This is a genomic window from Flavonifractor sp. An306, from assembly GCF_002159455.1.
GTDB lineage: Bacteria > Bacillota > Clostridia > Oscillospirales > Oscillospiraceae > Flavonifractor.
Window position 1 is genome coordinate 1 of record NZ_NFIQ01000029.1, and the last position, 23,983, is coordinate 23,983.

At 56.4% G+C, this 23,983-nt stretch carries 24 protein-coding genes; 13 read left to right on the forward strand and 11 right to left on the reverse strand.

Annotation, left to right across the window (positions count from 1 at the left end):
• The 10 genes from B5F88_RS21785 to B5F88_RS08930 form a co-directional block, all read left to right on the forward strand.
• A partial coding sequence (locus B5F88_RS21785) for a flagellin (RefSeq protein ID WP_275532926.1) occupies positions 1-1,481 on the forward strand: 1,481 nt, incomplete at its 5' end.
• A 111-nt stretch (positions 1,482-1,592) separates the two neighbouring features.
• A complete protein-coding gene (locus B5F88_RS08890) occupies positions 1,593-3,722 on the forward strand; it encodes a glycosyltransferase (RefSeq protein WP_162612147.1) in 2,130 nt (709 codons plus the stop codon).
• An 18-nt stretch (positions 3,723-3,740) separates the two neighbouring features.
• Entirely contained in the window at positions 3,741-4,526 is a 786-nt protein-coding gene (rfbF, locus tag B5F88_RS08895) for a glucose-1-phosphate cytidylyltransferase (protein ID WP_087344546.1), read from the forward strand.
• Positions 4,505-5,452, forward strand: a complete 948-nt coding sequence (locus tag B5F88_RS08900; protein ID WP_087344549.1) for a glycosyltransferase family 2 protein — start codon at positions 4,505-4,507, stop codon at positions 5,450-5,452. Before rfbF ends, B5F88_RS08900 begins: the two co-directional genes overlap by 22 nt.
• Positions 5,442-6,074 (forward strand): acyltransferase, encoded by a 633-nt coding sequence (locus B5F88_RS21790; RefSeq protein WP_087344554.1) that lies wholly within the window; start codon positions 5,442-5,444, stop codon positions 6,072-6,074. Before B5F88_RS08900 ends, B5F88_RS21790 begins: the two co-directional genes overlap by 11 nt.
• Positions 6,065-7,204 carry a Coenzyme F420 hydrogenase/dehydrogenase, beta subunit C-terminal domain gene (locus B5F88_RS08910; RefSeq protein WP_087344558.1) on the forward strand — a complete coding sequence of 380 codons (1,140 nt, stop codon included), beginning with the start codon at positions 6,065-6,067 and terminating at the stop codon, positions 7,202-7,204. The genes B5F88_RS21790 and B5F88_RS08910 overlap by 10 nt, the downstream gene beginning before the upstream one ends.
• A gap of 2 nt (positions 7,205-7,206) precedes the next feature.
• Positions 7,207-8,055 (forward strand): radical SAM protein, encoded by an 849-nt coding sequence (locus B5F88_RS08915; protein ID WP_162612148.1) that lies wholly within the window; start codon positions 7,207-7,209, stop codon positions 8,053-8,055.
• Positions 8,048-8,863, forward strand: coding sequence for a radical SAM protein (locus B5F88_RS08920; RefSeq protein ID WP_162612149.1), 816 nt, complete (start codon positions 8,048-8,050; stop codon positions 8,861-8,863). The genes B5F88_RS08915 and B5F88_RS08920 overlap by 8 nt, the downstream gene beginning before the upstream one ends.
• A gap of 9 nt (positions 8,864-8,872) precedes the next feature.
• Entirely contained in the window at positions 8,873-10,435 is a 1,563-nt protein-coding gene (locus B5F88_RS08925; RefSeq protein ID WP_087344569.1) for a glycosyltransferase family 2 protein, read from the forward strand.
• Positions 10,432-11,574: a polysaccharide pyruvyl transferase family protein gene (locus B5F88_RS08930; RefSeq protein WP_087344572.1), complete on the forward strand. Its 1,143-nt coding sequence runs from the start codon at positions 10,432-10,434 to the stop codon at positions 11,572-11,574. Before B5F88_RS08925 ends, B5F88_RS08930 begins: the two co-directional genes overlap by 4 nt.
• A gap of 116 nt (positions 11,575-11,690) precedes the next feature.
• Here B5F88_RS08930 and B5F88_RS08935 read toward each other — a convergent pair whose 3' ends face one another.
• Both B5F88_RS08935 and B5F88_RS08940 read right to left on the reverse strand, forming a co-directional pair.
• Positions 11,691-11,900, reverse strand: a complete 210-nt coding sequence (locus B5F88_RS08935; RefSeq protein WP_087344573.1) for a sporulation sigma factor SigK — start codon at positions 11,898-11,900, stop codon at positions 11,691-11,693.
• Positions 11,901-11,944: 44 nt separating this feature from the next.
• Positions 11,945-12,754 carry a MerR family transcriptional regulator gene (locus tag B5F88_RS08940; protein WP_087344576.1) on the reverse strand — a complete coding sequence of 270 codons (810 nt, stop codon included), beginning with the start codon at positions 12,752-12,754 and terminating at the stop codon, positions 11,945-11,947.
• A gap of 72 nt (positions 12,755-12,826) precedes the next feature.
• Here B5F88_RS08940 and B5F88_RS08945 point away from each other — a divergent pair, with 72 nt between their 5' ends.
• On the forward strand, positions 12,827-14,161 hold the full coding sequence (locus B5F88_RS08945; protein WP_242959702.1) for an MATE family efflux transporter: 1,335 nt from the start codon (positions 12,827-12,829) through the stop codon (positions 14,159-14,161).
• 20 nt (positions 14,162-14,181) lie between these two features.
• Here the strand turns inward: B5F88_RS08945 and B5F88_RS08950 are convergent, their stop codons facing one another.
• The 9 genes from B5F88_RS08950 to B5F88_RS08985 form a co-directional block, all read right to left on the reverse strand.
• Positions 14,182-15,009 carry an HAD family hydrolase gene (locus B5F88_RS08950; protein WP_087344579.1) on the reverse strand — a complete coding sequence of 276 codons (828 nt, stop codon included), beginning with the start codon at positions 15,007-15,009 and terminating at the stop codon, positions 14,182-14,184.
• Positions 15,006-15,953 carry a transketolase family protein gene (locus tag B5F88_RS08955; protein ID WP_087344582.1) on the reverse strand — a complete coding sequence of 316 codons (948 nt, stop codon included), beginning with the start codon at positions 15,951-15,953 and terminating at the stop codon, positions 15,006-15,008. Before B5F88_RS08955 ends, B5F88_RS08950 begins: the two co-directional genes overlap by 4 nt.
• Before the next feature lie 3 nt (positions 15,954-15,956).
• A complete protein-coding gene (locus B5F88_RS08960) occupies positions 15,957-16,868 on the reverse strand; it encodes a transketolase (protein ID WP_087344585.1) in 912 nt (303 codons plus the stop codon).
• A gap of 132 nt (positions 16,869-17,000) precedes the next feature.
• Positions 17,001-18,023: a rod shape-determining protein MreB gene (gene mreB, locus B5F88_RS08965; RefSeq protein WP_087344588.1), complete on the reverse strand. Its 1,023-nt coding sequence runs from the start codon at positions 18,021-18,023 to the stop codon at positions 17,001-17,003.
• A 129-nt stretch (positions 18,024-18,152) separates the two neighbouring features.
• Positions 18,153-18,809 (reverse strand): phosphoribosyltransferase family protein, encoded by a 657-nt coding sequence (locus B5F88_RS08970; RefSeq protein ID WP_087344591.1) that lies wholly within the window; start codon positions 18,807-18,809, stop codon positions 18,153-18,155.
• A complete protein-coding gene (locus B5F88_RS21050) occupies positions 18,806-18,982 on the reverse strand; it encodes a hypothetical protein (RefSeq protein WP_191399417.1) in 177 nt (58 codons plus the stop codon). Before B5F88_RS21050 ends, B5F88_RS08970 begins: the two co-directional genes overlap by 4 nt.
• 295 nt (positions 18,983-19,277) lie before the next feature.
• A complete protein-coding gene (locus B5F88_RS08975) occupies positions 19,278-21,485 on the reverse strand; it encodes an ATP-dependent RecD-like DNA helicase (protein WP_087344595.1) in 2,208 nt (735 codons plus the stop codon).
• A 60-nt stretch (positions 21,486-21,545) separates the two neighbouring features.
• Positions 21,546-21,884, reverse strand: a complete 339-nt coding sequence (locus tag B5F88_RS08980; RefSeq protein ID WP_087344598.1) for a hypothetical protein — start codon at positions 21,882-21,884, stop codon at positions 21,546-21,548.
• A gap of 47 nt (positions 21,885-21,931) precedes the next feature.
• Entirely contained in the window at positions 21,932-22,423 is a 492-nt protein-coding gene (locus B5F88_RS08985) for a small multi-drug export protein (protein WP_242959703.1), read from the reverse strand.
• A 170-nt stretch (positions 22,424-22,593) separates the two neighbouring features.
• Here B5F88_RS08985 and pyrE point away from each other — a divergent pair, with 170 nt between their 5' ends.
• Together pyrE and radC are read left to right on the forward strand one after the other, a co-directional pair.
• Entirely contained in the window at positions 22,594-23,265 is a 672-nt protein-coding gene (pyrE, locus tag B5F88_RS08990) for an orotate phosphoribosyltransferase (RefSeq protein WP_087344601.1), read from the forward strand.
• Positions 23,266-23,288: 23 nt separating this feature from the next.
• Entirely contained in the window at positions 23,289-23,963 is a 675-nt protein-coding gene (radC, locus tag B5F88_RS08995; protein WP_087344605.1) for a DNA repair protein RadC, read from the forward strand.
• The last annotated feature ends 20 nt before the right edge of the window (positions 23,964-23,983 follow it).

The following is a 23,983-nucleotide window of genomic DNA, read 5'->3' on the forward strand; positions in this document are numbered from 1 at the left end:
TGGTGCAGACCGCTGAGGGCGCCCTGACTGAGGTTCACGACATGCTCAACCGTATGTACTCCCTGGCTGAGCAGTCCGCCAACGGCACCTACGAGAACGAGACCGACCGTGCCCAGCTGCAGAAGGAAGTCACCCAGCTGAAGACCGAAATCGACCGTATCGCCGATTCCGCCAACTTCAACGGCATCCAGCTGCTGGACGGCTCCCTGTCCGGTGGTTCCCAGGTGGACAACGTGGCCATGGACAACAGCGTGGCCATCAAGGGTGTGTACACCACTGCCGCCGCCGCTAACACCGTGGACCTCAGGGGGTTGACCACTGACGACATTGGCAAGAGCATGGACTACACCGTCACTTGGACGGACGGCAACGGCAAGCAGCAGACCACCACCGTCAAGCTGACCTATCAGGGCGACGGCACTGGCGCTGTCAGCAGCACCACCTCCAACAACTACTTCACTGATGTCAATGGCAATCAGTATGCCCTCTCCAGCACCGGCACCCTGACCGCGGCTCAGGTATCCGATGCGATCCAGGCCAGCCTGAAGGCGGACAAGACCTTCTCCGACAACTTTGATATTACCGTCACCAATAATGCCTTCCAGTTTACCGCCCGCGCTGAGGGCAGCGCCGGCGCCCAGGTGATCTCCACCGGCGTCAGCCACAACTTCTCCATTGGAAAAAACAATCCCGCTCTTGCTGCTTCCATGGGTGACAACGCCACTGTCACCACGGCGGCGCTGGATTCCATGCAGAAATTTGATGCAGGCAAGCTGAAGGTGGGTGCGGCCACCGATAAGCTGGAGGATCTGCAGGCCAAGATCTTTGAGCTGGATGGCCACAAGTTCCTGATCGGTACCGGCCTGACCAACGACCAGATCAAGGCCCTGGGTGACGACGTCACCATCATCAGCCAGGACGATGACGCAATTGATAATGATGATGCTAAGCAAATCGCAGCCGAGGTGAGCCGTGTCACCGGCATGGAGACCAAGGTGTATGATACGGGTGCCGAACCGGCAAATTCTGGAATCAGCGATACCGACATCCTCTTTACCAAGGATACCCTGAGCCTGACCGGCAACTCCCTGACCCTGCAGATCGGCGACACCAGCGACAGCTTCAACCAGCTGAACGTGGCCATCAAGGACTGCCACGTGGCCGCTCTGGGCATCTCCAGCCTGGACATCGGCACTCAGTCTGGCGCTGCCGCCGCTCTGGACCAGATCAAGGACGCCATCAACTATGTGTCTGACGTCCGTGGTACTCTGGGCGCCACCCAGAACCGTCTGGACCACACCATCAACAACCTGTCCGTGATGCAGGAGAACATCCAGGACGCCGAGTCCACCATCCGCGACACCGACATCGCCGACGAGATGATGTCCTACACCAAGAACAACATCCTGATCCAGTCTGCTCAGGCCATGTTGGCTCAGGCCAATCAGGTGCCTCAGGGCGTGCTGCAGCTGCTGCAGTAATCCCAGGTCGCCTCAGATCTGTTGCTCTGAGAAGCCTGATAAAAGGGGGCGGCTCCATAGGGCCGCCCCCTTTTTCATTCTACCCAGCTGATGAAAGGACGTGCCATCTCCATGACGAAACCCCTGCTGTCCATCGGAATGATTGTAAAAAATGAAGCACGTAGTCTGGAAAAATGTCTGAAAGCCCTGGAACCTCTGCGAAACGCGCTTCCCTGTGAGCTGATTATCGCCGACACCGGCTCCACCGACGCAACGCGGGAGATCGCACAGCGGTATGCCGATCTGGTCTTTGATTTTCCATGGGTGAATGATTTTTCCGCAGCCCGCAATGCTGTGATGGACAGAGCTTCTGGTAAGTGGTACTTCACTGTGGACGCTGACGAATATCTGGACCCGGATATCTCTCAGCTGGTGGAATTTCTTTCTTTGCCTCGGGACAAGCAAAATGGGTTTGCCGCCGTGGTCCAGCGGAACTACCATACCCGTGATATGGCAGAGGATGACTACAGCGATTTCATGGCTCAGCGCCTGGCCCGACGGGATACGGGTGCCCGCTACGAAGGGCAAATTCATGAAACCTGGCCCCAGGGTGCCCGGATACCGACCCGTTTGCTGGAGCGGGTCATTTTGCACCACGACGGCTACACCATTGACGATCTAACGGCAAAAAAGGCGAAAATGGAGCGAAACTTGCTTCTTTTACGCCAGGAATTGGCCAATCATCCCAAAGACCCAGACCGGCTGCTGCAATGCATTGAGTCCAGCCGGTACCACAAGGATGAACGTATGGGCTATCTGTACCAGGCCATGGAGTTTGTACAGGGCGGGCAGATTTCCTCTGCAAATGCGGGTTGTGTGGCCCCACTGTATCGGTACGCCGTGTGTACCGCACTGGAGGAAGACCTACCACAGGCCGAGGAATGGCTGGCCTGGGGCGTAGAGCAGCCTTTTTTCCAATCCATTATCTGCCGAATTGATGTGTCCGCCTCCGCCGCCGCTTACTATCACGGGAAACAGGATTATCAGACTGCTCTGGACTGGGTGGAACGATATGAGCAGGGCTGCACCGATTATTGGGCCAAGCGCTACGACCTGATGGAAATCTCCCGCAGCGCACCCACCTATGCGATTCCCAATTCCATGTTGTTCGGACGCCTGCTGCGCTGTGAATCTCTGGAGGCGCTTGGCCGACAGGAGGAGGCGCTCCAGGGCTTAGAAGGACTGGATTTGAGGCGGCTGTGCCATGCCTCAACGCTTTTCTTGCGCACGCTGGGCCTTCTGACTCGCCTAAAGCAGGTATGGGAAAAAGCATGCGCATTATATAGCCGTATCCTTTCCGCATTGTGGGCCTTGGATGAGCCGGACGATACTCAGGTTCAGGAGCTGAAACGAGCCTGTATTCTCCAGGCTGGGCAGATTTTTCAGGACCGCTCCGGCAGCTGGCGGCTGTACTCCCAGGCACCCAGAGATTTGGGCAGATCTGCCCGCGTGATGGATCTGTCGGAAAAAAAAGCGCTTGCGGAGGAACTGAATACCCTGGAGTGCTGGAAGGATGTTCCTGTGGCAGTCGTACTTCACGCTGTGGAACAGGGCGTTGCGCTGCCGGCAGCCTTTTATCAACAAGGCGGGGAACGCCTGCGTACCATAGCCGCAGCACTTGGGGAAGCCCCAACCCTGAGGACATACCTGCCGCAATGGGCAACATGCGATGATTTCAGAGCCTCTATGATTCGATTTCAGTTCCTGTTCCAGCTTTCCGCCGCCGCGGTGCGAGGTGCAGACTGGGAAGGCGGATCCGGCCTGATGGAACTGGCCACCCTGTTCATCGACTTGGCCGCCGACTATCTCCCCGCACTCTATCATCCGCAACTACTGTTGGATGAGGGGGAATGGCTTGTATTGCCTGGGCTGCACCGCTTTGCGCTGTATCTCATACGGGCCAATACCGCCTTTTCCCAGGGAAATAACCTGGAATATGTCCGTGCCCTGAAAGCCGCACTGGGCGCCGCCCCCGCTATGAAGCATATGGTGGACTACCTCTTAAAGCAGCTGGAGGAGCGGCAGCGGCAAAACGCATCGCCCGAACTGCTGGCGCTGGCGGAAAAGGTGCGGGCTATACTGGCGCAGTATCCCCCTGATGACCCGGCGGTAGCTGCACTAAAGCAGAGTGATGTCTACCAAAAGGTAGCTTATTTGATCGATGGCCTGGACGCCCCTGTTTTTGGCGGGTTGGTACAATAGCGAAAGGATGTTTTATCCATGAAAGTGGTCATTCTGGCCGGTGGGCTGGGCACCCGTATCAGCGAGGAGAGCCACCTAAAGCCCAAGCCCATGATCGCCATCGGCGACCAGCCCATTCTGTGGCACATTATGAAGTATTACTCCACTTTTGGTTTTGAGGACTTCATTATCTGCTGCGGCTATAAAGGATACATTATCAAGGAATACTTTGCCGACTATTACCTGCACCGCTCTGATGTGACCTTTGATTTTTCCGCTGAAAACCGGATGACTGTCCACAGCAATGTGGCGGAGCCCTGGCGGGTAACACTGGTGGATACCGGTCTGAAAACCCAAACAGGAGGTCGGATCAAACGGGTGCAGAAATACGTTGGGGACGAACCCTTCCTGCTGACCTATGGCGACGGGGTGAGCAATGTGGACCTCCGCGCCCTGTTGGAGCAGCACCAGCGCAGCGGCAAGGTGGTGACGCTCACTGGCATCCAGCCCGGCGGGCGGTTCGGCGTGCTGGACCTTGCGGAGGAGGGTGACACCGTGGTGGGGTTCCGCGAAAAGGCCAAGGAGGACGGCGGCTGGATCAACGGCGGCTTTATGGCGGCCCAGCCGGAGCTGTTCGACTATCTCAGCGCCGACGAGTCCTGTGTGCTGGAACGTGCCCCTTTGGAGGCCCTGGCAAAAGAGGGCAAGCTGGGCATCTATAAGCATCCCGGCTTTTGGCAGTGTATGGACACCCAGCGGGATAAAGGACTGTTGGAGGCTCTGTGGCAGAAAGGAGATGCCCCATGGGTCGTTTGGAAGAAGTAACGGTCTCGGTCCTCATGCTGACCTATAACCGGGAAACCATGGTGAGCCGGGCAATCGAAAGCATACTGGCTCAGACCTTTTCTGACTTTGAATTTATTATCGTGGACAACGGCTCCACGGACCAAAGCGGCGCCATTGCGGAGGAATATGCCGCTCTGGATCACAGGATACGAGTCATTCACCGCCCGCGGGGCAACATCGGGGCCGGGCGTAATACAGCGCTGGATGCCGCCCGGGGAAAGTATCTGACCTTCATTGACGATGATGACTGGGCCGAGCCGGACTTTCTGGAATTTTTGGTCAGCCTTCTGGAGGAAAATGGAGCCGATGTGGCCATCTGCGGCGCCACCGGCCGGGTCTTTGACGAAAAAAAGATCATGACCGCCGAGGAAGCCCTTATCGAACTGATGTGGCGAAAAAAGTACAATGTAGGATTTCCAACCAAAATGATCCGCCAACAAAAAATGGAGTTGCTGCGTTTTCCAGAGGCAGTAACATACGATGATATCGCATTGATGTATCGTCTCTTGGCAGAATGTGAGCAAGTCGCTTATCACGGCCTGCTGAAATATAATATCTGCCGCCATCCAGGCAACAATTCCGCATGGACAACAAACCACAGTCTGCTTACCCCGGAGACCCTGCAGGAATATCTGGATGCCTATCGCACCCGTACCCAGTGGCTGAGTGAAAAATTTCCAAACAGCGCCGAGGTCTTTCAATATTTTGAATGGTCATTTATGATCTCCATGGTGGAAAAGATTCAACGGTTGGATCTAAAAGGGTGTAAGGACATAGGCGCCAAGTTGATGGGGCAACTGTGGACATTTCGAGAACGCTTTTTAACGTGTCCAGAAATTTTGCCCTACGAAAAAAAGTTTATGGAGCAGTACATCCTGAGCGGGGGGAATTATTGTGTCCCATAGACCTACCGGTTTTCATCCGGTAATCAGTTGGTACCGAAATCATTTTACATCGCAGATTCAGCGGCAAGGCGGGAAAATAACACTATGTGGGCATGCTATTCTTGACCTTGCACCTACAGCATCTATACAACTATCCAGCGAATTGGTCATCGGTGGAAATCTTCGCAGCGGAAGCCAGGCTGAAACATTTCTTAAACTCCGTGAGAACGGCAGCTTTCAGGTAAAACAGCGTTTCCAACTGTTTTTCGGTGCATCTATAGAAATTACAGAAAACGCCTGCTTAACCGTTGGCAAAGGGTATCTGAATACGGGTTCATCTATTATGTGTACGCAATCCATCACCCTTGGCAATGGTGTATTTGTAGCTCGAAATGTCTATATAACCGACTCGGATCATCACGCTCTGCTGAATGTGGAAGGGAATCTATGCAACCCGCCCTCTCCCGTCAGAATCGGAAACCATGTTTGGATCGGTTATGGTGCCATTATTCTTAAAGGGGTATCCATTGGAGATGGCGCGGTCATTGCAGCCGGAAGCGTTGTTACTGGGAATATCCCTGAACGGTGCATTGCGGCAGGAGTACCGGCCCGCATTATAAGGGAGAATGTGTCATGGAATTAGTCACCGTTGCTGACTTACCCAAAGAGCAGTGTACCGGTTGTTGGGCATGCTTAAATCGGTGCCCGACTAACTGTATCTCCATGGAGACAGATCAGGAAGGCTTTTTCTATCCTGTAATTAATACAAATCAATGCATTCAGTGTTCCAAATGCGTAACCGTGTGTCCCGTTCTTTCCCCTGTGTCAGAGCCACTCTCTTGGGAAAAGCCAAAATGCTATGCCGCATGGTCAAAAAATGAGAGTGTGCGTTTTCATAGCACCTCCGGCGGTGTTTTTACTCATTTAGCTGAGGCAGTTTTTGCGGAAGGCGGCATGGTAGCAGGCGCCCAATACCGCAAAGACCACCTTGTGGAGCACGTATTGATCCACTCCTCGAATGAGCTTGAAAAGCTCCGCCAGTCAAAATATGTACAAAGTGAAGCGGGATATATTTATCGCCAGGTCCAGGCCGCCTTAAAGAGCGGAACTCCGGTGCTTTTTGTTGGCACACCGTGTCAATGTGCCGCACTCAACATTTTTCTCGGCCAGAAATATGACCATCTATACCTTTGTGATTTTATTTGCCGGGGTGTTAATTCCCCCAAAGTATATTTAGCTTATCTAAAAGAGCTCGAAAGGACTTATCGTTCTCCAATCAAACAAGTCTGGTTTAAAAACAAAACCCATGGCTGGAACCATTTTTGCACAAAGATTCTCTTTGAGAATGGAGAAGTCTATTTAGCAGACAGGGAGACAGACCCATTTATGCTTGGGTACATCAAAAGAAAGATCAGTTGTTATATGCGTCCATCCTGCTATCAATGCAGTTTCAAAGGTGTTTCCAGGCCTGTCGATCTAACGCTTGGTGACTTTTGGGGAATAGAAAATTTGCTTCAGGACATAGATGTAAACAAAGGTGTTTCTGTAGTGATAATACATTCAGAAAAGGGTAAGCAGCTTTGGCATACGGTTCAAAATTTATATACGATTGATAATATCTCATTAGAATTCGTGAAAAATCATAATGCGTGTATCATAAATTCTGTCCCTACGAACTCCAATTTATATAGAAGTATGTTTTTTTCTCTTTTAGATAACATAGGCTATTTTAAAGCAAGGGAATTGCTAGAAAATAAAGAATGGAGCGATTAACAGTGGCATTGGATTCAGTAACATTATTGCGTGTTGGTATAATTATTACTCATCGGTGTACCTTGCGCTGCAAACTATGTGGAAGTTATTCTCCATATTATAATCCCAAGCCTCATTTTACAAAAGAGCAAATCATAACAACAATAGACAAATTTTTTTCTGTCGTGGATCATGTAGGTGATATATCTTTTAGTGGCGGTGAACCGCTGTTACACCATGATTTGCCCATCTTTTTAGAAAGAGCCAGAAAATATAGTTCAAAATATGACAGGTTGCTTGTCCTTACAAACGGCACAATGCTGCCTGACGATTTATTGCTAAACGAGATGAAAAAGTGCGGTGAAAAATTTCAAGTAAATATTAGTAACTACGGAAATGATAAATCTATTTATTGCGATAACTTAAAAAATATTTTGGCAGAAAACCAAATAAAATATCGAGAGATTTCGTATTCAGGAGATAAGCTATTTTGTGATGGCTGGGTGGATTTAAGACGCCATGTACAAAAGTACTTCACTGAAGATGAAATAAAGAATCACGCACAGATGTGTTTAAAGCAAACAGGAGGACAGTGTTTTATTATTACAGGTGGAGAAATGCATAATTGCGCACGATCTTACCGTAGAACATATTTAGGGCTAATTCCAAAAAATCCAGATGAATTTGTAGATTTTTATGATACAAGTAAATCTATTGAAGAACTGCGAAACATTGTAAAAAAAATGATTTCAAAAGGATTTACAACTTCGTGTGCATATTGTGACGGCGTATTACCCGACTCCAAACGGTATGTTCCGGCCGAGCAACTTCCCGCAAACTTTTCCGGACAGGAGGAGGATACTTTTGAATAAATTAGATTTGCCTAGATTATCTATTGTTGTGACTGAAAGATGTACACTCAAGTGTAAATTATGCGCAGAATACTCACCTTATTATAAGCCGCAACCTCACTATACTTTAAAAGAAGTAGAAACCTTCTTAGATGAAATATTTTCTATTGTAGATGAAGTCGGTGACCTGTCTTTTTCTGGAGGGGAACCATTGTTGCACCAAGACTTGTGGAGTATGATTGCATATGCTTCTAAATATTCTAACAGAATAAACAGATTACTTATTTTGACAAATGGAACTATATTGCCAAATAGAATATATTTACTAGAACTGCAAAAATATTATTCCAAAATTTGGAATAAACTTCGATTTCATATCAGTGATTATGGACCTGCTTTATCCGCTAATGCGGACTATTTGTGCCAACTTTGTGAGGAATTATGTATAGACTACCGCAGAATATGCTATCATGGTCAGGATATGTTTCATGGTGGTTGGGTAGATTATGGAGATCACAGCAAGAAATATCATACAATGGACGAAATTAAAGCTCATGCTATAAAATGTGCTTTTCGTAAAGATATCTTTTTTGTAGCATCATCTTGTAGGTATTTGTCACGTTGTAACCGGGCAACTTACCGTAAGTATCTTGGTATACTTCCAGAAAACACAAGCGATATAGTTGACATATATAGCAATGTGTCTTTAACAGAAAAAAGAAATCAAATTCAAAGATTAAAAGAAGCAAAATTTTCCGAATCATGTGCTTATTGCAATGGTTTGTGCGATGATTCTATTCGCTTTCCACCAGCAGAACAAATAAAATAGGATACTTCTATGGATACGAAAGTAACTGTTTATACACAAGTTTATAATACTAAACCGTATTTGGAACAATGTATACAAAGTGTATTACAGCAAACATACTCAAATTTTGAATATATTATAGTAGACAATGGTTGTACAGATGGTAGTAGCGAATTATTGAGACTCTTTGCATCAAAAGACTCTAGAATTAGGCTTATACGTTTTGATATTAACCGAAGCGGTTTTTGGGCAGACCTAATTACGCAAATGTCCAGCGGCGAATTGTTTACAATGTTGGATTCTGACGATTGGTGGGATTCTAATTATTTAAAAACAACGATTTCTTTACTGGAAGAAAATGATTTAGATATTGCACTAACAGGCACCATATGTCACCACGAGGACACCAATACAAGAAATGTTTTACGAAAATTGAACAATCCAGTCGTGCTATCTACAGATCAGTTTGCCATACAATATCCCCAAATTTGGACATTCCCAAGTACAACATGGGCAAGTATCACTCGGTTGGATCTATGGAGAAAAACGGATTACAGATCTATTTTAGAACGCCGATATGCCTATGGTGGCGATACTCTAACTATGCTCAAATATTTAGAGCAGTGTAACCGTATTGGTATTGACAACTCGGCCATGTACCATTACCGTATCCGGAAAAACAGTGTAAGCTACGAGTACAACCCCAAACGGTTTGAAGCCAATTTGGCCTATTGCGACCACATCCGCACATTTCTGGTGAACCACCACACGTTTGATGCTCAGAAAAAGGAGTGGCTGAAACGGGTATATCTCTCTTCCATAAGTGAGTCTGTTCGTTTAGCATTGGGTGCGCAGAACACCCTGCGTAAAAAGCTGGAAGTCTGCGGGGAGATCGCAGCCCACCCTCAAACAGCTGAGGCGCTGCAATGCAGTTCCAATGAACGCACAAACTTCCTTGAAATGCTGCGTCAACTGGCATCTATAGCCCTCCAACGGGGCACCGAGGCGGATTTTGACGCACTGCTCCCTGTATTACGGCTTGTTTGTCCCCAATGCGGTGTCCACACCTCTGGGGAGCTTCTAAAGCTCTGCCAGAAGGATGCTGCCCTACAGTCCCTTCTTCTTCAGGACAATCTGACCTCGCTGGCTCTGGCACTTGGAGAGCGGATCGCCCATGGGCGTTACATCAAGCAATTTGATCTGCCCGGCATACTTGCCGGGCTGCTCCCAGAAAACCCCATCTCCACCATCCGGGACGCCAAATTTTACCGAACCTACCCCTCTCTCTGTGCAGAGGTAATAAAAGGGAACAATATCAACGCCCTGGATGGGATGACGGAGGCTCTGATGAACTGCCAGCTCTCCTATGGAGCAGAGTCCTATCTCCAGTTATACCTGACTCTGGCCGCACTGGAACAACAGGTGCCTGCCTTCCTGTTCGGAAAGGTGAAACTAGCCCAATTCTATCTGGAAAAAAGGGATATCGCCGCCTGCAAAGACATTCTGCAGGAACTGGATGAAATGGGGATGGAGGAGCAGGATGATATAGCAGCTATAAAGCTTGCGTTAAAGGAGATGGAAACCAAACCATGAAAAAATTTCTGCTCTATGGGTATGGTGGTGCCTACAACCATGGGGCCGAGGCCATTGTGCGCACTACGGTTCCACTCCTGCGGCAGCTGGGCGGTCCAATCCTGTTGTCTACACATTTCCCGGAGCAGGACAGAGAATTCGGTGTGGACAAGCTGGTGGACAAACTCATTCCTGCGGATCTATCTCTGGTTCCCCAAGAACGTGCCGCCGCCACACTGGATGAAAGGGAATCTTGGGCCCGGCAGATTTACCACGATGCATTGTCCGAAATAGATGAAAATACCGTTTGTATTGGTATTGGAGGCGATAATTACTGCTATCCAAACTGGCACCGACAAGCTATCTTTCACAAAGCAGCAAACACACGGGGAGCAACCAGCATTCTCTGGGGCTGTTCCATTCAGCCTGAGTCGATTGATTGTCGAATGGAACAGATCCTACGTCAACACGACCATATTTATACCAGAGAAAGCGAGACATACCGGGCACTGCTCACCCATGGCATAACACATCTTTCCTTGCAGTCTGATCCAGCCTTTACCCTACCCGCTCAGCCTGTACCGCTGCCAGAGGGCTTCTGTCCAGGTCGGACTGCAGCAATCAATCTCAGCCCTCTTGTATTGCGGCGGCAAGATGGGCTGATGGCGCATTTTCTCCAGACAGCCCATCAGCTTCTTCAACATACACAGGCATTGCTGCTACTGCCCCATGTCACCATGCCGTCAGATAACGATCAAGCTGCCCTTACCGCACTTATGGAACAGTTGACTCCAGAAGAACAGCTGCGTGTCTGCCGGCCAAACACTCCACTGAATGCAGCACAGCTGAAATATCTGATTGCTCAGTGTGAACTGCTGGTCTGTACCAGAACGCATGCTTCCATCGCGGGTTACTCCTCCGGTGTTCCCACCTTGGTTGTGGGTTATTCCGTCAAATCTCTGGGTATCGCCCGTGATTTGCATATGGAGAACTGGGTACTTCCTCTGGAGGAAAGCCAGGCGCTTACTGAAAAAGTAAAATGTCTCTGGCAGAATAGACAAGCAATACGGAACATCCTTACCGCACAGAATCAACAGCGCGGGGATGGATTTCCACAGTTGTCCCTATCCATATCTCCATCTGTGCTTTATCCAAATTGAGGTCAGACCACAGCTGCTCCAGCTTTATTGTATTTCATATTCACATTTCTTTATCCTATATCAAATCCCGCAAAGCCGCGTCGCCGCTGGCTTTGCGGGATTTCTTTCCTTCCGCATCAACCGTTCTTAATAATATGTGCCACCAGGCGCAGGTTGTGCTCGATGAGTTTGTTGCGGGCCTCCAGATCTCCCTGCGCGGCAAGCTCCAGATAGCGCCGCTCCTCTTCCGCCTTCAGAGGCCGCGGAAAGGAGCCGGTCACTCCGCCAGAGAGACGAAGGGTAAAAAACAGGTTGTTGAGCATCAGCAGAATCCAGGCTGGAACCATCTGTCACACCTCCTGGTCCCACTGTATTCCGACAAGGTTTGTCCTTATACGGCGGCCGTTACCCACACCTGCAGTTCGGTCACATACTCCTCCTCCCGGTTGGTGTCGTGGGCGTCGATGCGGTAGAGCTCCAAGGGCGCCCCGGCCGGCCGGTATCCGGCCCCTTTCACCCCTGCCAGCAGGATACCCAGGTGCTCCTTCAGGCGGTCATAGGCCCCCCGATAATACAGCCGGGCATAGGTTCCGGCGGGCAGCGTGTCGTCAAAGGGAAGGCCGGGCTTGGTGAGGAAAAACACACGGGAAAAGTGATTGTAGATCCCCTGCTTCAGGCTCTCCCCGTCCAGGGCCGCCCCCATACACTGGCTGCCGATCACCTGAATGTAGTCCTGGTGGCGCTGCTCCAGGCGCTTGAGCTGAAAATCCACCTCTTTTTCCAGAATAAAGTCCTTTTCCAGAAACACATAGGGCCGCTCCAGCTCCTCCACCAGCTCCACTTGCCCGGCCTCCACGTCCCGATAGCGCTCCAGCCGCCGGCGGCGCTCCTCCGCCTCCCGGCAGGCGGACTCCAGCTCCGCCATCCTCCGGCGAAGCAGCGCCTCCTCCCGGCCCAGCAGCTCCAGGGTCTCCCCCACCGACCGGCGCTCCAGGTAGCCCCGGATCTCCCCGGTGGGCAGATCCAGCGCCCGGAGCGCACGGATGATATTCAGCGTACAGATATCCTGGATGCCATACCGCCGGTAGCGGTTCTCTCCCCGGGTGGGGTGGAGCAGCCCCTTCTCCTCATAATAGCGCAGCGTGTCCGGGCAGAGGTCAAACAATTTGGCCAGCTCGTGGATCGGATAATATTCCTTCAACTTTTTTCTCTCCTCCCCTTGACTCTCGGATGGTTCGAGGGTTTATCATAGTCCCAAGAGGAGGTTTTACCCTTGAACTTAGTAAGCAAATTTTTCAAGTTTACCATCCCGTCCATCGTCTCCATGTGGATCTTCTCCCTGTACACCATGGTAGACGGCATTTTCGTGGCCCACGGGGTGGGAAGCCATGCCCTGGGCGCAGTCAATCTGTCCATGCCCTTTGTCTCCCTGGTGTTCACCATCGGCATCCTGCTGGCCACCGGCACCTCCACCGTCCTGTCCCTGGCCCTGGGGCAGGGGGACAAGGAAAAAGCCCGCAACTATTTTAACCAGAACCTGTTTGTGGTCATCGTGCTCTCCCTGGTCCTGACAGCGGCGGTGCTGCTGAATCTGGAGCGGGTGGCCCTCTTCCTGGGGGCCACCGGAGACCTGCTCCCCCTGGTGAAGGAGTATGTGGGCATCATCGCCTGTTTCTCCGTGTTTTTCACCGTATCCTACAACCTGGAGGTCCAGGTGAAGGCGGACGGCGCCCCCCACGTCAGCACCATCGGCGTGCTGTCCTGCGCAATCATGAATGTGGTGCTGGACTATGTGTTCGTGATGCACTTCCACTGGGGCGTATGGGGTGCCGCCCTGGCCACCGGCCTGTCCCAGGTCACCTCCACCATTGTGTTCGTGGTCTACTTCCTTACCCATCGGGAGACCCTGCGGTTCGGCAAATTCAAGTTTGACCTGGGCGCTTACCGCCGGATCATCCCCCTGGGCGTGTCCGACGGACTCAGCGAGTTTTCCAACGGGTTTGTGATCTTCCTGTTCAACCAGATCATTCTGTCGGTGATCGGAGAGGACGCCCTCACCTCCTACACCATCATCAGCTATGTCAACACCCTGGTGCTCATGACTATGATCGGCACCGCCCACGGCATTCAGCCCCTGTCCAGCTTCCATCTGGGAGCCGGGGAGCGGCCCCTGTGCCACAGGTTCCTGACCTACGGCGTGCGGCTGGTGGCAGCGGCGGGGCTGGGCTTTTTCCTCATCTGCCAGCTTTTCGCCGGGCCTATTGTGGGGCTGTTCCTGGAGTCCGGCGACCCGCTGTTTGACTACACCGCCAACGCCCTGCGGCTCTACTCCCTGTCTTTCCTGGTTATGGGCTTCAACGTGGTGATCTCCGGCTTTTTCACCGCCACGGAACATCCCGTGCCCGCCCTCACCATCTCCTTCGGCCGGAGTCTGGTGCTGATCTCCGGCTCTCTGGTGGCGCTCTCCACCCTGTTCCAGGATACGGGCATCTGGCTCTCCCCCCTGCTCTCCGAGGGGCTGTGCCTGGTATTTACCCTCTGCTTCCTGCTGTGGTATTTCCGCAGCCTGAAACGGGCTCCGGCAAGTCCGGAAAAAAGCGGCGCATGACTGAGTCATGCGCCGCTTTTTTAGCCGTTCAGCAGATATTGCTCCACCGCCATGCCCACACCGGCCTGGTGATTGGTGCCGGTGACATACCGGGCGGCCGCCTTGGCCTCCTGGCTGCCGTTGGCCATGGCAAAGGACCACCCCGCCCAGCGGAGCATCTCCAGGTCATTGCCCGCGTCGCCGAAGGCCATCACCTGCTCTGGCCCGATGCCCAGCCTGGCGCACAGAGCCTGCACTGCCGTCCCCTTGTTGACGCCAGCGGCGGTAAACTCCATATTGCTCTGGAAGGAGTTGGTGATAGACAGCGGGCCCCAGGCCAGAGCCTGCCGCTTCAGCTCCTCCCGCCGCTCCGGCGGGACATAAAAGACGTGGATCTTTTCCACAGTCCCCGCCGGAATGGCCTCGTTCAGCCTTTCAGGAAACTCGGAACAGGTCTCCAGAACCCGCCTGAACCGGGGGCTGAAGGCGTACTGCAGCACCTGCTCCCGCTGGTCCAGCTGGATATAGTTCTTGCCCCGGCTGTAGACCTCCACAGGCAGGCCCCAGTCCAGCAGCAGCTCGATGAGCTTCACCCTGCTCTCGTCTGGCACACAATTTTCGTACAGCCACTCTCCGGTGGCCACGTCCAGCACCGCCGCGCCGTTGGAGAGCACCGCATACCGGGCAACGCCCAGCTGCTCATGTACCTCCCGCAGCAGATCCCAGGCCCGGCCGCTGGCGATGGACACCGCCGCCCCCCGCTCCGCCGCCGCCCGGAGGGCGGCCACGTTGCGCTCAGGTACCGTGGCGTGGTCCTCGTCCAGCAGGGTGCCGTCCATGTCCAGGCAAATCAGTCGAATATCGTTCATTTCTTCAGCTTCAGGGCCTGGCGCACCTTGTCGGCAATCCCCTCCGGGGTGAGGCCGTAGGCCTTCAGTACCGCCTTGGCCTCGCCGGAGCGTCCAAACTCGTCGTTGACCCCGTGGCGTACCACCGGCACCGGGCAGTGCTCGGACAGGAACTCAGCCACGGCGGAGCCCAGGCCGCCGATGACGGTGTGCTCTTCGCTGGTGACAATGCACCGGGTCTCCAGGGCGGCCTTCAGCACCAGCTCGTGGTCCAGGGGCTTGATGGTGTGCATGTCGATGACCCGGACGGAGATCTCCTCTCCCTCCAGAGTCTGGGCGGCGGCATAGGCCATCTGCACCATCATGCCGGTGGCGATCACCGTCACGTCGGAGCCGTCCCGCAGCACGGAGCCCTTGCCCAGCTGGAAGGTATAGCCGGGCACCTCGTCGGTGATGCTGTCCACCGCCAGCCGGCCCAGGCGCATATAGGCCGGGCCATCGTAGTCCAGCAGGGCCTTCACCGCCAGGCGCATCTCGGGGCCGTCGCAGGGGGAGAGCACCATCATATTGGGGATGGCCCGCATGAGGGCATAGTCCTCAATACACTGGTGGGTGGCGCCGTCCTCGCCCACGGACAGGCCGCCGTGGGAGCCCACGATCTTTACGTTGAGCCGGGGATAGGCCACAGAATTGCGCACCTGCTCGTAGGCCCGGCCGGTGGCAAACATGGCGAAGGTGTTGGTAAAGGGCATTTTGCCGCAGGTGGCCAGACCGGCGGCCACGCCGGTCATATTGGCCTCAGCAATACCCATGTTGTAAAAGCGCTCGGGAAAGGCCTTGGCGAAAAACTGGCTCTGGGTAGAGCCGGACAGGTCGGCGTCCAGCACCACCAGATTGGGATACTGGCTGCCCAGCTCCGCCAGTGCCTTGCCGTAGGCCACCCGGGTGGCGATCTTCTCACTCATGGCTTACACTCCCTCCTTGTCGCTGAGCACGCCGTAAGTGGTGGCGGTCTGCTCCGACGCCGGCAGGCCGGCCTGCTCCATCCGCTCCATCAGCCCCTGGAGCAGCTCCCCGTGGGCCTGGGCGTACTGCTCGTCGTTGGGGGCCTTGCCGTGCCAGCCGAAGTTGTTCTCCATGAAGGAGACCCCCTTGCCCTTGACAGTCTTGGCCAGCAGCACAGTGGGCTTGCCCTTGCAGGCGGCCGCCGCCTGGAAGGCCTTGTCCAGGGCGTCAAAGTCGTGGCCGTCCACGTGGAGCACGTTCCAGTTGAAGGCCTCAAACTTCTTGTCCAGCGGCTCGGAGGGCATCACCTCGGCGGTGGGGCCGTCGATCTGCAGGCCGTTCACGTCCACAATGGCGCACAGGTTGTCCAGGTGGTACTTGGCGGCGGACATGGCGGCCTCCCACACTTGGCCCTCCTCGATCTCGCCGTCGCCCAGCAGGGTGTACACCCGGTAGTCCTTCTGGTCCGCCTTGCCCGCCAGGGCCATGCCCACGGCGGCAGAAATGCCCTGGCCCAGGGAGCCGGTGGACATATCCACACCCTTTACATCGTGCATCTCGGCGTGGCCGGACATATGCCCGTCAATGCGCCGGAACGCGGACAGCTCGGCCACCGGGAAAAAGCCCCGCAGGGCCAGCATGGGGTAGAGAGCGGGGGTACAATGCCCCTTGGAGAGCACAAACCGGTCCCGCTCCGGGTCCCTGGGGTTGGCGGGGTTCACCCGCATGACGTGGAAATACAGCGTGGTAAGAATGTCCATGGAGGACAGGGAGCCGCCAATATGGCCGGAGGCCGCGGCGTGCACCATATCCATGGCCAGCAGCCGCCCCCGGGCGGCGGTCACAGCTATGGTCTGGACCTTTGACTGTTCCATCCGATTCACCTTTCCATTTCTCAATTAGGCCGCAGGGCCGTTTCTCTTGTTTCAGTATACCGTACCAAACCCGCCGTTTCAACTACTCCAGGCGAAAAAAAGTCCCCGGCGGACGCCGGGGGCTTTGGTGATTCAGTTCATCTGCTTGCGCCGGGAGAGGTTGATGGTGCCGTCCTGCATGCTGTCCACGTTGTCCAGGCTCTTGCCGGTGCCGTAGGCCACGCAGGAGATGGCGTCGTCGGCCACGTGGGTCTCGATGCCGGTATGGGACTCGATGAGCTTGTCAAAGCCCCACACCAGGGAGCCGCCGCCGGTCATGCAGATGCCGTTGGTGGAGATATCGGCCACCAGCTCGGGGGGCGTGCGCTCCAGCACGCCGTGAATGGCCTCCAGAATCCGGGTGGAGACCTCCTCAAAGGCCTCGATCATCTCGCTGGAGGACACGGAGAACACCCGGGGCAGGCCGGTCATCAGGCAGCGGCCCTTGATCTCCACCGTCTGCTCCTCGGGACGGGGGAACACGCAACCGATCTGCATCTTCAGCTCCTCGGCCGTCCGCTCACCAATGAGCACGTTGTGCTTGCGGCGGATGTATTTCACAATGGCCTCGTCAAACTGGTCGCCGGCGATCTTGATGGAGGTGGACTCCACGATGCCGGACAGGGAGATGACGGCGATATCGGTGGTGCCGCCGCCGATGTCCACGATCATATGGCCGTCGGGCTTGGCAATGTCGATGCCCGCGCCGATAGCGGCGGCCACCGGCTCCTCAATGAGGTACACCCGGCGGGCGCCGGCCTGGATGCCCGCGTCGATGACGGCGCGCTCCTCCACCTCGGTGATGCCGGAGGGGACGCAGATGACGATACGGGGCTTGAACAGGCGGAAAGAGGTCACCTTGCGGATGAACTCCTTCAGCATCCGCTCGGTCATGTCGTAGTCGGAGATCACGCCCTCCCGCAGGGGACGGATGGCCACAATGTTGCCGGGGGTACGCCCCAGCATCTGCTGGGCCTCGGTGCCCACCTTCAGCAGCTTGCCCGAATTCTTGTCAATGGCCACCACGGAGGGCTCCCGCAGTACCACGCCTTTGCCTTTTACATAGACCAGGATCGAGGCCGTGCCCAGATCAATCCCGATATCTTTTGTGAACATATCAGCACCTCATAGTCATAAAACCTATATTTTTAGTGTATCCCAAAACCACATGGATAGTCCCTATTATTATACCGGACTACTATCCCCTTTTCAACGGCATTTTCTCCGAATTTTCTTAATTTTTCGTCAATGGGCCCGTGCAAGAGCCGCACACACCACATCGGCCGCGCCCATGGCGCGCAGGGTCCGGGCGCACTCCGACAGGGTGGAGCCGGTGGTCACCACATCGTCGATGAGAAGCACCCGCTTGCCCGCCACCAGCTCCGGGTCCACCGGCTGGTAGGCGCCCAGCACATTGGCCCGGCGCTCCGCCTCTCCCTCCAGGCCGGACTGGGGCGTGTTATCCCTGGCCTTGCGCAGGGTCTCCACCGCCACCGCCCCCAGCTCCAGCGCCGCGGCGCTGGCCAGCAGAAAGGCCTGGTCATAGCCCCGTTCCCGTTTCCGCTTGCTGGAGAGGGGCACCCAGGTGATCAGATCGTACCGCCCCGCCAGATGGTCATGGACACACTGGGCCACCAGCAGGCCGTAGGCCTTGTGGTAACCCCGGTGGCCCTGAAATTTATACCGGTGAAACGACTCCCGCACCTTGTCCTGATACCGCAGCGGGGAGACGCACAGGGAGAAAAATTCCCCCGTCTGCTCCGCCGCCCCGCCCTCCAGCCAGGGCAGCTCCTCCTGGCAGCGGGGACAGAGGTGGGTCGCCCCCGTGGGCAGAAGCTTGCCGCAAAAGACGCATTTGGGCGGGAACAGCAGATCCAACAGCTTCGCCGCCCAGCTGCTCATGGCTGTTCCTCCTCCGGGATGGGCCCGTGCTCCGCTTCAAAATTGCGCACGCATTCTTGAATGAGGTGGATCACTTGCCAATTCAGGGAACGGCCCTCGTATTCTGCAATATAGACCAGCTTCTTATGCAGTTGGCTGTCCAGCCGGATTCCAAGGTGTTTGTCTCGCTTCATGGTAACACCACCTTTCAAGGTGATGTTACCTATTTTATGCACGCACCTTGGACTTATGCGTGCATGTTAAGTTCGCCATATTTGGATTGCCTCCGGCGGGCCCCTTTCCACTGGCGGAAAGGGGCGAAAGGCCAACAGGGGGAGGGATTTCGATTTCCCTCCCCCTGTACCCCCTCCTTAAAACGACCAATCAGGGGGGCCTGCGGGCCCCCCTATTGGATGTACCCCCCGGAGGGGAACTCGCGTTACCAATCCGGTACAGCGGGACCATTACGCAGAAAAGCCCCTCTGCCTCTTACTCCGCCATCTGCACCAGCCGCCACCGCAGGCCGGAATACCTTCTCTGCTGGCGGTCGTTGGCGGTCATGGCGGCCACCACTTCCTCGTCACCCACCAGGATCAGCAGCTCCCGGGCCCGGGTGATGGCGGTATACAGCACCCCCCGGGTGAGGAGCACGGAGGGGCCCTCGCTCACCGACAGCACCACCGCCCGGTACTCGCTGCCCTGGGCCTTATGGACCGTGATGGCATAAGCGGGCTCCAGCTCCACCAGCATGTCGGGGGTATATTCCACCTGCCGGCCCTCAAAGTCCACCGTCAGGGTCTGTTCCCGGTTGTCCACCCGGATGATCCGGCCGATATCCCCATTAAAAATGCCCATGCCGGAGGTCAGGCCGTCCTTCCACACCACATCGTAGTTGTTGCGCACCTGCATGACCCGGTCTCCCTGGCGGAACACATACTCCCCGAACCGCCGCTCCGGCCGGTCGGGCGAGGGGGGATTCACCGCCTCCTGAATGGCCCGGTTCAGGCTGGCGGTACCCGCCACCCGCTTGCGGGTGGGGGAGAGCACCTGGATCTGGTCGGCGGGGATGCCCATGTTGTTGGGCAGGCGGGTCTGCACCAGCTCCACGATGGTCTCGGCGGCCCGGGCGGGGTCCTTCCGCCGGAGGAAGAAAAAGTCGTGCTCCCGGTCCTTCAGGTCGGGCAGCTCCCCCCGGTTGACCCCGTGGGCGTTGCGGACGATGGCGCTCTCGGCGGCCTGGCGGAAGATCTCCGTCAGCCGCACCATGGGCACCACCCCGCTGCGGATCAGGTCGGAAAACAGGTTGCCCGCCCCCACGCTGGGCAGCTGGTCCGGGTCTCCCACCAGGATCAGCCGGCAGTCGGGCCGCAGAGCGGACAGCAGGCCCCGCATGAGCACGATATCCACCATGGAGGTCTCGTCCACGATAACGGCGTCCGCCTTCAGGGGGTCCTCCTCGTCGTGGGCAAACACCAGCCGGCCGGAATGGGGGTCGTACTGGGTCTCCAGCAGGCGGTGGATGGTGTACCCCTCCGCCCCGCACAGCTCCCCCAGCCGCTTGGCCGCCCGGCCGGTGGGAGCCGCCAGGGCGGTCTCCAGCCCCAGCTCCTCAAAGAGGGCCAGCACACCCCGCAGGGAGGTGGTCTTGCCGGTGCCGGGGCCGCCGGTGAGGAGCATCACCTGCCGCTGGGCCGCCAGCATCACCGCCTGGCGCTGCTGGGGGGCATAGGTGATCCCCTGGTCGGCCTGGAGCCGGTCAATGAGCCTGTCCAGCCCCCGTGGAACCGTCAGCTCCCCCCGGGCCATCTCGGTGATCCGCCAGGCCACGTACTGCTCCGCCTCGCACAGGTCATGGAGGTACACCGCCTCCTCCCCGGCCACCGCCTCCTGAATCACCTCGCCCCGCTCCAGCAGGGTCTCCAGGGCGTCCTCCAACGCCTCGTCCTCCACCCCGATGAGCTGGGCGGTGGCGGGAATCAGCTTCCGCCGGGGCAGGAAGGTGTGGCCGTTGTCCAGATTGTGGGTCAACTCAAAGAGCAGGGCGGCCTCCACCCGCTGGGGGTCGTCCCCCTCCATGCCCATGGACAGGGCCAGCTGGTCGGCGTCGGAAAAGGCCACCCCCAGCTCCTCGTCCACCAGCAGATAGGGGTTGCCCCGGATGGCCTCCAGGGCCCGGTCCCCGAATTTGCGGTAGAGGGGCATGGCCAGCTGGAGGGGCACCTCATGCTCCCCCAGAAATTCCAGCAGCCGCCGCATCCCCATCTGGAGCCGGAAGTTTTCCCCGATGGCCAGGGCCCGCTTGCGGGTGATCCCCTTGATCTTGGTCAGCTGCTCCGGACGCTCCTCCAGCACCCGGAGGGCGTCCTCCCCGAACTCCTCCACCATCCGCCGGGCGATGGCGGCCCTGATGCCACGCACCGCCCCGGAGGAAAGGTAATCATAGATGGCTTTTGTTCCCGCAGGCAGCCGCCGCTCCACCGCCTCGGCCTTGAACTGCTCCCCGTAGGAGGCATGGCGCATCCAGGCCCCCTGGACCGAGATCCCCTCCCCGGGGGCCACGCCGGGCATGCAGCCCACCACAGTGATGGCGGCGCCATCCCCCATGTCAAGACGGAGCACCGTGTAGCCGTTCTCCTGGTTCTGGTAGACTACGGCTGACACGGTGCCCTCGATGTAAGTCTGTTCCGCCTCCTGCATGGTCGCCCCTCCTTGTCTGTTCAGGGATATCATACCATCAAGCGGCTGGTTTGTCGAATCCTATTTATCCAAAATGTACGCCCCCAGCTGGTCTGCCGGGCACACCACCAGGCCGGTGGAGTCGGCCAGCAGAGCCGCCGCCACTGCCCGGCCCGCCGGGTTCAGGCCTTTGTCGGCGATGACGATGGTGAAGCGGGCCAGATTTCCGCCCCGCAGCCACAAAAGGCCCTTTACGTCCTGTTCCAGATGCTCTCCCCCGCCGTCGGCGGGCACCACGGCGTACACCGGGCCGCCGGTATCCCCGATGGGGGTCACCAGCCTGCCCAGCAGCAGCCAGCCCAGGGCCAGCAGCCCCGCCGCCGCCAGCAGCGCGAACACCGCCTGCAAAATTTCCTGCACAACCGCTCACCTCCGCCCCATCTTATGCGGCAGAGGGAAAAAGGGTCTCAGCCCCCCACGGTGGCCACCACCAGGCCGGTGGCGAAGGTCATGATCAGTCCGGCGGTCACCACCCCCAGGAAAATGGAGGGCAGGGCCTTCCGCAGGGGCATGTCCAGAAAGGCCGCCACCAGGGCCCCCGTCCAGGCGCCAGTGCCCGGCAGGGGAATGGCCACAAAGAGCCACAGGCCCACATACTTGTACTTGCTCACCTTCTGCCCCTTCAGGTGGGCCTTCTTCTCCAGCTTATCCACCAGGGCGTTGAGCTTTTTGGATTTCCGCCGCATCCAGAGAAAAATCCGGCGGATATAGACAATAATAAAGGGAATAGGGATCATATTGCCAATGATGGCGGCCACCAGCGCCTGACCTACCGGCAGGCCCAGGGCGGTCCCGAAGGGCACGCCCCCCCGCAGCTCGATGACGGGCACCATGGACACCAGCATGGTGAAAAACATCTCTCCCAGATTGGTGGACGTCAGCCACTTCAGCAGTTCCAAGTACAACACTCCTCTTTTGAAATCTTTTGTATTGTATCACATCTATGGCAGCTGTTACATTAAATTTTCCTAAAAAACAGTTTTTCCTGTCTTACCCAGCTCCGCCTTGCCGGTAACTATAAATAGTGGTATAATGGTTCGACAATTTTGGAAAAGCGAGGTTTTCTGCCATGACCTACAAGGAAGAATTTATCACCTTCATGGTGCGCGCCGGGGTGCTCACCTTCGGAGATTTCACCACCAAGTCCGGCCGCAAGACCCCCTACTTCATCAACACCGGCAACTACAAGACCGGCGCCCAGGCCGCCAAGCTGGGTGACTACTACGCCGCCTGCATCCAGAACAGCCTGCCCGACGGCATCGACTGCCTGTTCGGCCCCGCCTACAAGGGCATCCCCCTGGCGGTGTCCGCCGCCGCCTCCCTGTACCGCAACTATGACCGGGACCTGCCCTACTGCTTCAACCGCAAGGAGGTCAAGGACCACGGCGAGGGCGGCTCCATGGTGGGCTACAAGCCCCAGGACGGGGACAACGTGGTGATCGTGGAGGACGTGGTCACCGCCGGTACCGCCGTCCGGGAGTCCATCGAGCTGTTCAAGCACGTGGCCAAGGTGAACATGAAGGCCCTCATCGTCTCTGTGGACCGGATGGAGCGGGGCACCCGGGACTGCTCCACCCTGGACGAGCTGCGGGAGGACTACGGCATCGCCGTCCACCCCATCGTCACTGTGAAGGAGATCATCTCCTTCCTCCACAACCGGGAGATCGACGGCAAGGTGTATATCGACGACGAGATGAGGGGCAGAATGGAGGCCTACCTGAAGGAGTACGGCGCCCGCTAAACTGACAGGGAGGAGGTCTGGCCATGGGCACCCACGACGGTCACCGCCAGCGCATGAAAACTGAATTTCTGGCCCGGCCGGACTCCTTTCCCGACCACAAGGTCCTGGAGCTCCTGCTCTTTTACGCCAACCCCCGCAGCGACACCAATCCCCTGGCCCACGAGCTGATAGAGCACTTCGGCTCCCTGGCCGGGGTGCTGGACGCCACTCCGGAGGAGCTGCAGAAGGTCAAGGGCGTGGGAGAGCACGCCGCCGTTCTCTTCAAGGTGGTAAAGGAGCTGGCCGGCCGGTATCTCACTATCCGCACCCAGGTAGACGACATTGCACAGAGTTCCAAAGACTATTATACCTTATTGCGGCCCTACTTTTTCGGCGCCCGGAATGAGATGCTGTGCCTGCTCTGCCTGGACGGCAAGCATAAGGTGCTGGGCGTGCGCAGGCTGGGGGAGGGCAACGTTAACGCCGTTACCGTCACCACCCGGCTCATCGCAGAGGCGGCCCTGTCCCTCAACGCCGCCGGCGTGGTGCTGGCCCACAACCACGTATCGGGCCTGGCCTTCCCCTCTCCCGAGGATCTGGCCACCACCCAAAGCCTGGCCTCTATCCTGAGCACTATGAGCATTACGCTGGTGGACCACCTGATCTTCGTGGACGACGATATGGTTTCCCTTCGGGACAGCGGCTATTACCAGCCCTGAGGGCGTGGAAGTTTCTGTTG